The following is a 13,571-nucleotide window of genomic DNA, read 5'->3' on the forward strand; positions in this document are numbered from 1 at the left end:
TATCTCTTCCCGTTCCGCCACACTCAACCGCGCCGCCATCACAGCATCCCATCAAGATCCATCGACAGTGATGCAACGAAGTATTGACTCCGCCCAGACATGAAGAACCATGCAAGATCGCCGGCCAGGGAGGAGAACCGTGCAAGATCGCCGCCAAGGTGGAGAATGGTGCAAGATCGCCGCCAAGGGTGGAGAACCGTGCAAGATCGCCGCCGACGTGAAGAACCGTGCAAGATCTGTCGGCGCGATCTCGCAAGATCCGCGAGTGGGAATCAGGGGCGAGGGTTTCCGTAGTAGGCGCCCGGGCCGTGCTTGCGCTTGAAGTGGCGTTCCTGGAGGTGGGGCGGGGTGGTGGCGTTCGGGTTCAGGGCCAGCGTCTTCAGGGCCATCTCGGCCACGGCTTCCAGGATGATGCCGTGTTCGACCGACTTCTGCGGGGTGGCGCCCCACGTGAACGGGCCGTGGTTGGCGACGATCGCGGCCGGGATCGCGGCGGCTCCTTCGTCGTCGCCGATGGTTTCGACGATGACCCGGCCGGTGTTCAGCTCGTAGTCGGTGGCGCACTCCTCAGGGGTGAGGGCGCGCGTCACGGGGACGGGGCCGTTGAACGTGTCGGCGTGGGTCGTACCCAAGACTGGAATGTCCCGGCCGGCCTGGGCGAAGGCGACCGCGTTGGTGGAGTGGGTGTGGGTGACGCCGCCGATCGAGGGCCAGGCCAGGTAGAACGCCCGGTGGCTCTCGCTGTCGACGGACGGGCGCAGGTCGCCGCCGAGGACCTTGCCGGTCTGGAGGTCGACCGGGACCAGGTGGTCCTCGGTGAGCTCGTCGTAGGCGACACCGGACGGCTTGATCAGATAGAAGCCGCCCTCGCGGTCGATGCCGCTGACGTTGCCCCAGGTGAGCTGGGCCAGGCCGGCCTTGGGGATGGTCTGGTTGGCCACCAGCACGGCCCGGCGCAGGGCCGGCGAACCGTAAGTCACGTCGTCATTCTCCTCGGCCGCACAATGTTAGCGCTCACGATAACGGAACCGGTACGGTTCGACACAAGGCCGAAACGCACTGGACTCGTCCATCAGACGGCATGTTAGCGCCAACAGGACGAGCCTTCGAGTCGCTCTCGGGAATGACGCTACCCGTTGTCAGCCGTGCGTTGGCGTGGCTCGCGGCTCTCACCTCGCGACGGCGAGCGGCCCGGGATGCCGCTTTCGCGCGGGTGCCGGCGGTGTGCCGAGTGGCCGGGAGCCGGGTTCCGCTCAGTGGCGGGCGGCCTGGGTCACCACGCGGACCATGTTGCGAAGCCGGGACCGCAGCCCGTCTCGAACCGGTTCGGAACGGGTGTTGGACGACCGTGCCGGGGGAGTCCGCAGGTTGCGGGGTGGCCCGCCGGCGGCCGACCGTTGCTGCGGGACCGTGTTGACCGGCGCGCTCGGCGCCCGCCAGGTGAAGGTGACCCCGTCGAGGACGATCGTCTGGCCGGCGGCGCAGAGCCCGGAGTTCAGGTCGGACTCACCGGCCCGGCCGTAGATGATCATCAGGCTGGTCTCGGCGGCCGGCGCCGTGGTGTGCACGGCCCACACCTCGCCGTGCCCGCGGAGCCGGGTGGCGCCGGTGGTCAGCAGGGCGGCCCGGCCACGCAGCGGGACGACCAGCTCGCGGCCGGTGGCGTCCCGGATGTGCAGGGTCCCGGAGAGCCGGGGTGATCGTCGGCGGAACCATCCGTTGGATCCGGGAGCCATGTGCTCACCGTCCCTTCACGACCGCGTCACGGGTGGCGGCGCGACGGGACCGCCCGGCGCCGGGGCGCCAGGACTCCGCGAACGGTGTGTCGTCGTCGAGCACTCCTCGGACTGTAACGGCGCAGCGCCAGAGCGCAATGGCCCTCACCGGCGAGGATGAGCCACCCACCGTGACCCGCAGCCTGCCTGGAGTGCCTTCGCGATCGAGGTCTGCCGGATCGGCTCGGTCATGGTCGGGGACCGCGAGCCGTCGCCCAGCACCGGAATGCCTGACTGGGCGACGGCCGGTGCGAGGTAGGCAGCCCGTTCCTCGGGCCTGTCACTGCCGTAGCGAGGGTCGGCAACGTCGACCAGCGCACACATTGGCCGATCGCGTGCGCTGGTCATCGCCCCAGCAGAGACAGGCGCACACGCACGGCCGATCGTGAGCGTTCAGCCACGCCGGGACGACTATCCGAGCACACGTAACGCCAACGTGTGCGCTTGTCACCGCTGCCGCGGCACCTATCGCCGGAGTTCGGCACGCGCGGATGGACCAGACCCTGATCACGGACGGTCTCAGCTGACGGCTAGCCGAACCTCAGCCGTGGAATGCGCACCGGACAACCGTCCTGAGGTACGTTCGGCGGCCTCAGCCGTACCTCAGCATGGTCAAAAAGGCGCCGAAAGGCGCGTGAGCGACGGCTCGTGGTCTGGCCCGTCCCCGGACCGGGGTGCTGGCGCCGGTCCGGGGACGGGGGTTCAGGAGCGCGGCGCCGCCGCGCTCGACCGCGGGTTGAATCGCGGCGCCACGACCACGTCCTCGGGCGCATCGCCGTCGGGCAGCCCGAGATTGCGCAGCAGCAGTGCGAGCGCCCGCCGCCCGAGCTCGGCGAAGTCCTGGTGGACGGTGCTGAGCGGGGGCAGGAAATACCCCGAGTCGGGCATGTCGTCGAACCCGACCACACTGACGTCGTCGGGCACCCGCCGCCCGGATTCGTGCACGGCCCGCAGCACGCCGAGGGCGATCCGGTCGTTGGCGCAGAACACCGCGGTCACCGTCGGGTCCTCGGCGAGACGGCGTCCCTGCTCGTATCCGGCGGCGGCATCCCACCAGCCGGCGGTGACCGGGGGGACGACGGCGCCGGCCGCGTACAACGTCTCCCGCCACCCGTCCACCCGGGCCTGGGCCTCCGGCCAGTCGAGCGGCCCGGCGACGTGGTGCACGGTGGCGTGCCCGAGGTCGAGCAGATACTGGGTGGCGATGCGTGCGCCGGCCGCGTTGTCCACCCGTACCGTCGGGAATCCGGCCTGGCCGTCACCGCCGACCGCGACGCAGGCCATCCCGGCCGGGGCGTGCGTGAGCGCGGTGGTGACCGCGGGTTTCGGGGCGATCGCGATGATCCCGTCGACGCCGTGCTGGACGAGCCGGTCGACGGCTTCGAGCACCGGCCGGTGCGACAGATCCCGGACGGTGGCGACGCTGACCAGGTAACCGGCGGCACGGGCGGCGCTCTCGATGCCGTAGAGCATCGATTCGGGACCGAACAGGGTGGTCTCGAAACCGACGATGCCGAGGGTCCGTGACTCTCTGGTGGCGAGCGTCCGGGCGGCCAGGTTGCGCCGGTAGTTGAGCGACCGCATCGCGGCGAGCACCCGTTCGCGGGTTTCGGCGCGCACGTTGGGATGTTCGTTGATCACGCGCGACACGGTCTGGTGCGAGACGCCGGCGAGTTTGGCCACGTCACGCATGACGCTGCCACGCTCCTTGCCGGATCTCGGCCGGGGCGCGGGCGCGGTTGGTTCGAGGGCCGGATCAGTGCTCGGCACCTGTTCAGATGTCGCCATTGGACGATTCCTAGCAGCTTCGGTTCGATCACCATGGGTGAGAACGGTGTTCTTGCAACAGCTTCGAAACGTTGATCCGGATCTCTTGACGAGCGGGATGAGAACGGTAACACTCCAGAAACGCAAGCTGTGACGGCGGTCGCAGAAGGACGCCGATCTCCGCGGATTTGGGCTGGTCGCCCTACCCGCTGCTTATTTGTGAACGGTAACAGTTTCTGGAGGTTGTAGTGCGTAGGACCTTGTCTGTGGCGGTGCTCGGTGGTCTGCTGGCCGTCTCCGCTCTCGCCGGTTGTAGCAAGGACGACGGCGGCACCGCGAGTGGCGACGACGGCCAGATCGTCCTCGGTTTCTCGCAGGTCGGCGCTGAGAGTGGATGGCGTACCGCCAACACCGAGTCGATCAAGGCGTCCGCTGCGGCGGCCGGCATCAAGCTTCAGTTCTCCGACGCCCAGGGCAAGCAGGAGAACCAGATCAGCGACATCCGTGGCTTCATCACGCAGAAGGTCGACGTCATCGCCTTCTCGCCGGTGGTCACCTCCGGCTGGGACGCGGTGCTCAAGGAGGCCAAGGACGCCGGCATCCCGGTCATCCTGACCGACCGTGCCGTCGACTCGACCGACACCTCGCTGTACGAGTCCTTCATCGGCTCGGACTTCAAGGTGGAGGGCACCAAGGCCGGCGAGTGGCTGGTCAAGCAGTTCGAGGGCAAGACCGGCGACGTCAACATCGTCGAGCTCCAGGGCACCACCGGTTCGGCTCCGGCCATCGACCGGCAGACCGGTTTCGCCGACGCCATCAAGGTGAACCCGAACCTGAAGATCGTGAAGTCGCAGACCGGTGACTTCAAGCGCGCCGACGGCAAGACGGTCATGGAGACCTTCCTCCAGTCGGTTCCGAAGATCGACGTCCTGTACGCCCACAACGACGACATGGGCCTCGGCGCCATCGAGGCGATCAAGGCGGCTGGCAAGACCCCCGGCAAGGACATCCAGATCATCACCGTCGACGCGGTCAAGGACGGCATGACGGCGCTGGCCGCCGGCGAGATCAACTTCATCGTCGAGTGCAGCCCGCTCCTCGGTGACCAGCTGATGGAGACCGTCAAGGCGGTCAAGGCCGGCACGCCGGTGGAGAAGCGGATCCTCACCAAGGAGGGCACCTTCACCCAGGAAGAGGCCAAGGCGGCTCTGCCCACCCGCAAGTACTGAATTTTTTTCAACGTGGCGAGGTCCATGCGACCCGGAGCCTGCCGGCGACCCGCCGCCATCGGACCGATGCCAGGTTGAAAAAGATTCATTGATTGATCTGCCCGCAGGTCGCCCCGGTGAGAATCCGGGGCGGCCTGCGGAGCTCGAAACGGAGCCAGAATGGGCGAGCAGTCCCCGGTCCTCGAGATGACCGGGATCCGAAAAGTATTCCCCGGCGTCGTCGCCCTCGACGGCGTCGATTTCCGTTTGTTCCCTGGTGAGGTCCACGCCCTGATGGGCGAGAACGGCGCCGGCAAATCCACCCTGATCAAAACCCTGACCGGGGTGTACGAGATCGACGGCGGCACGATCGTGCTGGGCGGGGCGCCGGTGACCATCTCCGGTCCGCTGGCCGCCCAGCAGGCCGGCATCAGCACGGTCTACCAGGAGGTCAACCTCTGCACCAACCTCTCCGTCGCGGAGAACATCTTCATCGGCCGTGAGCCGCGCCGGCTCGGCAAGATCCAGTGGGGCAAGATGCGGCAGCGTGCCGCGGAGCTGCTCGCCCGGCTCGACCTCGACCTTGACGTGTCCGCGCCGCTCAGCTCCTACTCGCTGGCGATCCAGCAGATGGTCGCCATCGCGCGCGCGATCGACGTCGACGCCCGGGTCCTCATCCTCGACGAGCCCACCTCCAGCCTGGACACCGCCGAGGTGGAGCAGCTCTTCCGGGTCATGCGCCGGCTCAAGGAGGACGGCGTGGCGATCCTGTTCGTCTCGCACTTCCTGGACCAGATCTTCGAGATCTCCGACCGGCTCACCATCCTGCGCAACGGCAAGCTGATCAGCGAGCACCGCACCGAGGAACTGTCCCAGGTGCAACTCGTCGAGAAGATGATCGGCAAGGAGCTGGCCGCGCTGGAGGACCTCGAGGACAAGGCGCAGAGCAACCGGGAACGGGCTGCCGAGGCCAAGCCGGTTCTGGAGGCCAGGAGCCTCGGCCGCAAGGGCGCGATCGCCCCGTACGACCTGACCATCCACGAGGGTGAGGTGGTGGGACTGGCCGGCCTGCTCGGCTCCGGCCGTACCGAGCTGGCCCGCCTGCTCTTCGGCGCCGACAAGGCCGACACCGGTGAGGTGCTGGTCGACGGCAAGCGGATCAACCTGCGGGACCCGCAGGCCGCCATGAAGCACCGGATCGCCTTCTCCTCGGAGAACCGGCGCACCGAGGGCATCATCGGCGAGCTCAGCGTCCGGGAGAACATCATCCTCGCGATGCAGGCCGCCCGCGGCTGGACGCGTCCGATCCCGCGCAAGCAGCAGGACGAGATCGTCGACAAGTACATCAAGGCCCTCCAGATCCGGCCCGCCGACCCGGAGCGCCCGGTCCGCAACCTCAGCGGCGGCAACCAGCAGAAGGTGCTGCTCGCCAGGTGGCTGATCACCGAGCCCCGGCTCCTGATCATCGACGAGCCGACCCGCGGCATCGACGTCGGCGCCAAGGCCGAGATCCAGCGCCTGGTGGCCGAGCTGTCCGACGGCGGCATGGCGGTGCTGTTCGTCAGCGCCGAACTGGAGGAGGTCCTCCGGCTCAGCCACAAGATCGCGGTGCTGCGGGACCGGCGCCTGGTCGAGGAGCTGGAGAACACCGCGGACGTCGACGCCGACCGCATCATGCAGACCATCGCCAGCGGAGCAACCTCATGACGAACATCCTGAAGAACCGGCTGTTCTGGCCGTCGCTGATCCTGGTGGTGATGCTGGCGGTCAACGCGTTCACGTCCAACCAGTTCATCACGATCCAGGACGGCCACCTCTTCGGCTCGCTGATCGACATCCTGCGCGGCAGCGCGCCGCTCATCCTGGTCGCCCTCGGCATGACGCTGGTCATCGCGACCGGCGGTATCGACCTGTCGGTCGGCTCGGTGATGGCGATCTCCGGCGCCGTCGCATGTCTGCTGATCAGCGACCTGCCGAACCAGAACAGCCTCGGCGGCGTGTTCATCGCGATCGGCGCGGCGATCCTGGTCTCGCTGGTCGCCGGCCTCTGGAACGGGTCGCTGGTCGCGCTGGTCGGGATCCAGCCGATCATCGCGACGCTGATCCTCATGGTGGCCGGTCGCGGCCTGGCCCAGCTGTTCACCGAGGGCCAGATCATCAACGTGCAGTCCGGGCCGTACTCGGCGCTGGCCTCCGGGTTCTTCCTGACCCTGCCGATCGCGCTGCTGATCGCCGCGGCCGCGGTGGGACTGACCGTCCTGCTGACCCGGCGTACCGCTCTCGGCCTGCTGCTCGAATCGGTCGGCGGCAGCCCGACGGCGAGCCGGCTGGCCGGCATCGGCGCTCGCCGGATCACGATCATGACGTACGTGGTGGCGGGCGGTTTCGCCGGTCTCGCGGGTCTGATCGCCAGCGCCGACATCAAGAGCGCGGACAGCATCTCGGCCGGCAACCTGATCGAGCTGGACGCGATCCTGGCCGTGGTCATCGGTGGCACCGCACTCATCGGCGGCCGGTTCTCGATCATCGGCACCGTGCTCGGCGCGGTCATCATCCAGACGCTGCGGGTCACCGTGGTCGCGATCGGCATCCCGGCCGAGGCCAACCTGTTGTTCAAGTCCGTCGTGGTGGTAGCGCTCTGCCTGTCCCAGTCGCCGGACTTCCGCGCGAAGGTCTTCGGGCGTTTCAAGCGCCCGGCCGTGCAGAAAGTTGGAGCGCCAGCATGACCACCACGGACATGACTCCGGTCACCAAGGACGGTGGAGGGCCGCTGCTCAACAAGCGGCGCCGGGTCTACAAGCCGAACAGCCGGTACATCCCGATCCTCGCGACCCTGTTCCTGCTGATCGTGATGTACAGCAGCGGCGTCGCCAACTACCGGAACTTCGAAGACCCGAGCGTCATCGTCAACCTGTTCCGGGACAACGCGGTGCTGCTGGTGGTCGCGGTCGGGATGACCTTCGTGATCATCACCGGCGGCATCGACCTGTCGGTCGGCGCGGTCATCTCGCTGACCACGATCCTGACCGCAACCCTGCTCAAGGCCGAGTGGCCGCCGCTGGTCGTCCTGCCGGCGGTGCTGCTGCTGGGCGCGCTGATCGGAGCCGGCCAGGGTGCGGTGATCCACTACTTCAAGGTGGAGCCGTTCATCGCCACTCTCGCCGGGCTGTTCCTGGCCCGCGGCGCGGCGCTGACCATCAACGACGAGTCGGTCCCGATCCGCGACGACATGTGGCGGGAGATGTCCGACTTCCGGATCGTGCTGGCCGACGGCGTGGTGACCAAGCCGATCGCCATCGTCGCGGTGCTCACCGTCGTGGTCGCGGCGGCGGTGCTGGCCTGGACCCGGTTCGGCCGCAACGTCTACGCGATCGGCGGCAACGCCGACTCGGCGCTGCTGATGGGCCTGCCGGTGGGGCGTACCAAGATCGCCGTCTACACCCTGAGCGGTTTCTGCGCGGCGCTCGGCGGTGTGCTGTTCAGCATCAACTCCACCTCCGGCTGGGCGCTGCAGGGCAACGGCATGGAGCTGGACGCGATCGCCGCCTGCGTCATCGGCGGCGTGCTGCTGACCGGCGGCTCCGGCTTCGTCTGGGGCACCGTGCTCGGCGTCCTGGTCACCGGCCTGATCCGGACGATCATCAACTTCCAGGGCGATCTGAACGCGGCCTGGGCACGGATCATTATCGGCGTGCTCCTGTTCGTCTTCATCGTGATGCAGCGACTCGTCACGAGAAAAGCGAAATAACCAGCATGACTACGAAAGTACGAGAAAGGCGACCACATGAGTAACGGGGAAATCTGGTTCCTCACCGGCAGCCAGGGACTCTACGGACCGGAGACCCTGGAGCAGGTCGCCTCCCAGTCCCGGGAGATCGCCGGACAGCTGGACGCGCAGCTCGACGCGGACGTCGTCTGGCAGCCGGTGCTGACCAGCGCCGAACAGATCCTGGAGATCTGCCGGCGGGCCTCGTCCACACCCGGGGTGCTCGGCGTGGTCGCGTGGATGCACACGTTCTCCCCGGCCAAGATGTGGATCGCCGGGCTGGACGCGCTGCGGGCCCCACTGCTGCACCTGCACACCCAGCACAACGTCGAACTGCCCTGGTCCGAGATCGACATGGACTTCATGAACCTCAACCAGGCCGCGCACGGCGACCGGGAGTTCGGGTTCATCGAGGCGCGTCTGGGCGTACCGCGAAAGACCGTCGCCGGGCACGTCAGCAACCCGGCCGTGGCCGCCCGCATCTCCACCTGGGTGAAGGCCGCCCGCGGCTATGCCGCGATGCGCAGCCTCAAGCTCGCGCGTTTCGGTGACAACATGCGCGACGTCGCGGTCACCGAAGGCGACAAGGTCGAGGCTCAGCTGCGGTTCGGCGTCTCGGTCAACACGTACGGGGTGAACGACCTCGTCGCAGTCGTGGACCAGCAGCCGGACACCGAGATCGACAAGCTCGTCGAGGAGTACAAGGACACCTACGACGTCGCGCCGGAACTGCTCGGCGAACGGCTCGACTCGCTGCGCTACGGCGCCCGGATCGAGCTCGGCCTGCGGCAGTTCCTCACCGAGGGCGGCTTCCGCGCGTTCACCTCCAACTTCGAGGACCTCGGCGGGCTCCGGCAGCTGCCCGGCCTCGCGGTCCAGCGCCTGATGGCCGACGGGTACGGGTTCGGCGGCGAAGGCGACTGGAAGACGTCGGTCCTGGTGCACACGCTCAAGGCGATGGCCCCCGGCGGCGGCACGTCCTTCATGGAGGACTACACCTACGACCTGACCCCCGGCAACGAGGTCATCCTCGGCGCCCACATGCTCGAGGTGTGCCCGACCATCGCGTCCGGCAAGCCCAAGCTGGAGATCCACCCGCTCGGCATCGGCGGCCGGGAGGACCCGGTCCGCCTGGTCTTCGACGCCGCCCCCGGCAAGGCCATCGTGCTCGGCCTGGCCGACCTGGGGGAGCGGTTCCGCCTCGTCGCCAACGAGATCGAAGTGGTGCCGCCGACCGCGCCGCTGCCGAAGCTGCCGGTCGCCCGCGCCGTCTGGAAGCCGGCCCCGTCACTGTCCACGTCGGCCGAATGCTGGCTGACCGCGGGCGGCCCGCACCACACCGTGCTGTCGTCGGCGGTCGGCGCGGAGGAACTGGCCGACCTGGCCGAGATGGTCGGCACCGAACTGCTGGTCATCGACGAGGCGACCACCACCCGGTCGTTCGTCAAGGAGGTGCGCTGGAACCAGGCGTACCACCGGCTCGCCCGCGGTTTCGGCCGCTAGCCGGCCCAATCTCGGCGATCTTGTGGAGTTGGGCGGGACAGGTGTTCCCGTCGTCAACAAGGCCGCCTGGGTTGCCTCGGACGCTTGCCGGTCATCCCGCCTGGATGGTGTGCCGGGCGGGATGACCGGGCATGATCGCCGTCATGCCCGGTTGGTTGGAGGCGGGTGGCTGGGGACTGCTGGCCGGTTCCGCGCTGCTCCTCGGCGCGGCGGTCGGCTACCTCGTCGACATCCCGCGGCGGATCATCGCGTCGATCATGGCGTTCGGCGCCGGTGTGCTGCTGTCGGCGGTCGCGTTCGAACTGGTCGGCGAGGCCTACGAACAGGCCGGCATGGAGTGGGCGGCCTCCGGGGCGATCGCCGGCGCCCTGATCTACACCGGCTGCAACGTGCTGCTGGCCCGGCGCGGCGCCCGCAACCGCAAGCGCTCCGCGGACCGCAAGGACGACGGAACCGGCCTGGCCCTCGCGCTCGGCGCCCTGCTCGACGGCATCCCCGAGTCGATAGTGATCGGCACGAGCCTGCTCGCCGGCGGCGGGGTCAGCGTGGCCACGGTGGTGGCGGTCTTCGTCAGCAACGTCCCCGAGGGCCTGTCCAGCGCGGCCGGAATGCGGGCGGCCGGACGCAACCGGACGTACGTCTTCGGCCTCTGGTCCGGGATCGCCCTGATCAGTGGCATCGCGTCGATAGCCGGATACACGATCCTGGCCGACGCGCCGGCCGCCCTGCTCGGCTGGATCACCGCCCTGGCCGGCGGCGCGATCCTGACGATGGTCGCCGACACCATGATCCCGGAGGCGTTCGAAGACGCCCACCTCCTGATCGGCCTGATCACCGTGACGGGTTTCCTGCTGTCCTTCGCCCTGTCCCACCTCTGAACCCGCCCCACAAGATCAAACCCAGCCGGCCCGCACCGGCTGTCCCGACAGGCGTAAGACAGCCCTGACGACCAGCCGGATCTGGCGTGGCGCCGCCTGCGCTCCCGTAGATCTTGCACGATCCTCCTGCCTGCGGCGATCTTGCACGATCCCTCCGCCAGCGGCGATCTGGCACGATCCCTCCGGCTGCGGCGATCTCGCACAATCCTCCCGTCTCTGACGATTCTGCGCGATCCTCCCGCCTGCGGCGATACTGCGTGGCCCTCGTCCGTGGCGATCTTGCAAGATCCTCCCCATGCCCGCGGCGATCTTGCACGGTTCTCCCTGCCCGCGGCGATCTTGCACGATTATTCCTGTCTGGAGGTGTATCGCCTTGCAAGAACCACTTTGTGGCGCGGACCTTGCAAGTGTTTCCCCGCCCGGGCATGGAGAACGCTGCAAGATCCACTCGCAGGGTGAACATTCGTGCAAGATCCAGCGAGCGGCCGTGACGAGTGGAACGCGGCGAGTGGAGTGCGGCGAGTGGGCCGTGACGAGTGGGGCGCGGCGAGTGGAGTGCGGTGAGTGGGCCGTGACGAGTGGGGCGCGGCGAGGTGTAGGTAGCGGGGCCGCGGCGAGCGAGGCGTGGGGCGAATGGGCGACCGGGGTGCGGCGGGCGGCGTGACGGCGAGAGACGTGGCGCGCGGCGGTGAGGGGCGAGGGAAGTAGCGGTTGGGGTCGGTGGCGGCGCTGCGACGGTGTGGGGCAAGCCAGCCGAACTGCGGTGATGGGTGACGCGGCGGCGAGGGAGCCGAAGGCGGACCACCTCAGCCGTCGCCTACGGCTGGAATACGGCCGGAGAAAGCGTGCTGAGCGACGGCCGGCGGTCTCGGCCGCCGCGAGGCGGCTGGGGTGGGTGTCGCGAGGTGGCTGGGGGGTGTCGCGAGGTGGCTGGGTTGGGGGTGCTGCCCGGTGGCTCGGGCCGGGGAGGTGGTGGGCAGGCGGTGCGGTGGTGAGGTGGGGCGTCAGGCGGCTTCGATTTTTATCCAGTCGAGGTCTCCGGCGTAGTAGTCGCAACCCACCTCGATCTGGTCGCAGTCCGGTTTGCCGCCGATCGTCACCGGCCAGTTGTTGCTGATCGTGCCGGTCCAGCCTTCCCGGGTCGCCGCCTCGATGCCGTCGATGGTCAGCCGGACGCCGCCGCTCAGGCGGGTGCAGCGGACCACGTGCCAGTCGCCGTCGTTGATCTTGTGGGGGGCGCGCAGCTCGATCGTTCCGCGGGCGCCCCGGTAGGTGCAGGTGGCGCGGCCGTTCGGGATCTGGACCTTCCAGCTTCCGCCGGCGACGGTGGCCTGGCCCTTCTGGATGATGTTGCCGAACTTGTGGGTCGTCCGGAGGCGGATCGTGACGGCGAAGTCGCGGTCGCCGGGGTCGAGGTCCGAGTGGTCGGCGACGGTGACCAGATGGCCGGGCCGGGTGGGCGGGGTGTCCGGTTCCAGCCGTTCGAACCGGTAGCCCATGTCGAACCCGTCGGACAGACCTGTGCCGACCTCCGGTCCGATCTGTCCGTGGTGGCCGCGGCCGCTGGTGTCGGTCATCCACGTGCTGCCGGCTGTCTCGTCCATCGGCCAGACCGCCATCCGGACGTCCCTGGTGCCCGCAGCGGTGCCCGCGACGGTGCCCGCGACCGCCGCCTGCGGCCCGGTGGACACAAGGAACAAGCTGGTGGTCACAAGGAACAGGCAGGTCAAAAAGGCGGTACGCATGGATCGTCCTCCGATGGGTCGGACCCGAGAGCCAATTCAGCCTAATATACGAAATGTCCGTTAACAGCCTCAGTGGCGGAAATGTGATCGTCAGCGGACCCTCGCAAACTGGCAGCTCAGCTTGGTAGCATCCGCCGATCATGGCCATGCGCGCCGGCCCACCCCCCAAGAGTCCGCCGGTCGCCGGACCTCACCCCCTCGAGTAAGGATCGTGTCGAAGTGCTGCTCAATGGGACGGACAGTCAGACCTCGGAGCATGCGGTGATCGCCCCCAACCCCGGCCTGCCGAACCAGGCGTTGCAGGTTCTCGCCCTCGCGCAGCGCACCGCCGAGGAGCACGTGGCGAGCGCGCAGCACCACGCGGACAAGATCCGTACGGATGCGCTCGCGGCGGCCGAACAGATCGCGCGGGACGCCCAGGCCCACGCGAACAACGTGCGCCGCGAGGCGGACCGGGTGCTGGCCGAGGCCCGCGCCGGCGCCGAGCAGATGGCCCGCGACGCGCAGTCCCGCGCCGAGGAGGCCCGGCGTACCGCGGAGAAGATCGTGGCCGACGCCCGCAACCGGGCGGAGACCATCGGCGCCGACGCGATCGCCGGCGCCGAGCAGCTCAAGCATCAGGCGCAGCAGCGCTACGACGACGTGGTCGGCAGCCTCGGCGCCAAGCGGGAGGCCCTCCAGCAGCAGATCGAGGCGCTGGAGCAGTTCGACCGGGAGTACCGTGGCCGGCTCACCGGGTTCATGCAGAGCCAGCTGCGCGCCCTGTGGGTCGACGCGCCGCAGATGAGCGAGTACGTCGAGGAGGAGCCGGTCGCCGAGGTGATCGAGGCGGCGCCCCGGCACGCGCAGGCGGCCGACGAGGTCGAGCACGACGACGAGGTCGCCGTCGAGCCGGACGACGAGGACGAGCAGAACTGAGCGAAGGGGGC

Annotated in this window: 11 protein-coding genes; 7 read left to right on the forward strand and 4 right to left on the reverse strand. The window is 68.7% G+C overall.

Going from position 1 to position 13,571, the window contains the following annotated elements:
- Positions 1-272 precede the first annotated feature (272 nt).
- The 3 genes from araD to AB0E94_RS45760 form a co-directional block, all read right to left on the reverse strand.
- On the reverse strand, positions 273-980 hold the full coding sequence (gene araD / locus AB0E94_RS45750; RefSeq protein ID WP_360340618.1) for an L-ribulose-5-phosphate 4-epimerase AraD: 708 nt from the start codon (positions 978-980) through the stop codon (positions 273-275).
- A 273-nt stretch (positions 981-1,253) separates the two neighbouring features.
- Positions 1,254-1,736: a hypothetical protein gene (locus AB0E94_RS45755; protein WP_360340621.1), complete on the reverse strand. Its 483-nt coding sequence runs from the start codon at positions 1,734-1,736 to the stop codon at positions 1,254-1,256.
- 741 nt (positions 1,737-2,477) lie between these two features.
- Complete coding sequence (locus AB0E94_RS45760; protein WP_360340624.1) at positions 2,478-3,563, reverse strand: LacI family DNA-binding transcriptional regulator; 1,086 nt, start codon at positions 3,561-3,563, stop codon at positions 2,478-2,480.
- A gap of 227 nt (positions 3,564-3,790) precedes the next feature.
- Here AB0E94_RS45760 and AB0E94_RS45765 point away from each other — a divergent pair, with 227 nt between their 5' ends.
- The 6 genes from AB0E94_RS45765 to AB0E94_RS45790 all read left to right on the forward strand — a co-directional run bounded on the left by AB0E94_RS45765 (position 3,791) and on the right by AB0E94_RS45790 (position 10,897).
- Positions 3,791-4,771, forward strand: coding sequence for an ABC transporter substrate-binding protein (locus AB0E94_RS45765; RefSeq protein WP_360340627.1), 981 nt, complete (start codon positions 3,791-3,793; stop codon positions 4,769-4,771).
- Between the two features lie 159 nt (positions 4,772-4,930).
- Complete coding sequence (locus AB0E94_RS45770) at positions 4,931-6,457, forward strand: sugar ABC transporter ATP-binding protein (RefSeq protein ID WP_360340630.1); 1,527 nt, start codon at positions 4,931-4,933, stop codon at positions 6,455-6,457.
- Entirely contained in the window at positions 6,454-7,476 is a 1,023-nt protein-coding gene (locus AB0E94_RS45775) for an ABC transporter permease (RefSeq protein ID WP_360340633.1), read from the forward strand. The genes AB0E94_RS45770 and AB0E94_RS45775 overlap by 4 nt, the downstream gene beginning before the upstream one ends.
- Complete coding sequence (gene yjfF, locus AB0E94_RS45780) at positions 7,473-8,498, forward strand: galactofuranose ABC transporter, permease protein YjfF (protein WP_360340636.1); 1,026 nt, start codon at positions 7,473-7,475, stop codon at positions 8,496-8,498. The genes AB0E94_RS45775 and yjfF overlap by 4 nt, the downstream gene beginning before the upstream one ends.
- A gap of 36 nt (positions 8,499-8,534) precedes the next feature.
- On the forward strand, positions 8,535-10,019 hold the full coding sequence (gene araA / locus AB0E94_RS45785; RefSeq protein WP_360340639.1) for an L-arabinose isomerase: 1,485 nt from the start codon (positions 8,535-8,537) through the stop codon (positions 10,017-10,019).
- Positions 10,020-10,162: 143 nt separating this feature from the next.
- The gene (locus AB0E94_RS45790) at positions 10,163-10,897 is read left to right on the forward strand and encodes a ZIP family zinc transporter (RefSeq protein WP_360340642.1); all 735 of its coding nucleotides are present in this window, start codon (positions 10,163-10,165) and stop codon (positions 10,895-10,897) included.
- A 1,004-nt stretch (positions 10,898-11,901) separates the two neighbouring features.
- Here AB0E94_RS45790 and AB0E94_RS45795 read toward each other — a convergent pair.
- The gene (locus AB0E94_RS45795) at positions 11,902-12,588 is read right to left on the reverse strand and encodes a laminin G domain-containing protein (RefSeq protein WP_360340645.1); all 687 of its coding nucleotides are present in this window, start codon (positions 12,586-12,588) and stop codon (positions 11,902-11,904) included.
- 273 nt (positions 12,589-12,861) lie between these two features.
- Between AB0E94_RS45795 and AB0E94_RS45800 the strand changes: the two genes are divergently transcribed.
- Positions 12,862-13,560 (forward strand): hypothetical protein, encoded by a 699-nt coding sequence (locus tag AB0E94_RS45800; RefSeq protein ID WP_360340648.1) that lies wholly within the window; start codon positions 12,862-12,864, stop codon positions 13,558-13,560.
- The last annotated feature ends 11 nt before the right edge of the window (positions 13,561-13,571 follow it).

The sequence above is a fragment of the Actinoplanes sp. NPDC026670 genome (assembly GCF_040638175.1).
Lineage (GTDB): Bacteria > Actinomycetota > Actinomycetes > Mycobacteriales > Micromonosporaceae > Actinoplanes.

Excerpts from the sequence above, each read along its gene's own strand:
- AB0E94_RS45755 (WP_360340621.1), bottom strand. The coding sequence starts at position 1,736 with ATGGCTCCCGGATCCAACGGATGGTTCCGCCGACGATCACCCCGGCTC.
- AB0E94_RS45760 (WP_360340624.1), bottom strand. The coding sequence starts at position 3,563 with ATGGCGACATCTGAACAGGTGCCGAGCACTGATCCGGCCCTCGAACCA.
- AB0E94_RS45770 (WP_360340630.1), top strand. The coding sequence starts at position 4,931 with ATGGGCGAGCAGTCCCCGGTCCTCGAGATGACCGGGATCCGAAAAGTA.
- AB0E94_RS45775 (WP_360340633.1), top strand. The coding sequence starts at position 6,454 with ATGACGAACATCCTGAAGAACCGGCTGTTCTGGCCGTCGCTGATCCTG.
- yjfF (WP_360340636.1), top strand. The coding sequence starts at position 7,473 with ATGACCACCACGGACATGACTCCGGTCACCAAGGACGGTGGAGGGCCG.
- araA (WP_360340639.1), top strand. The coding sequence starts at position 8,535 with ATGAGTAACGGGGAAATCTGGTTCCTCACCGGCAGCCAGGGACTCTAC.
- AB0E94_RS45790 (WP_360340642.1), top strand. The coding sequence starts at position 10,163 with ATGCCCGGTTGGTTGGAGGCGGGTGGCTGGGGACTGCTGGCCGGTTCC.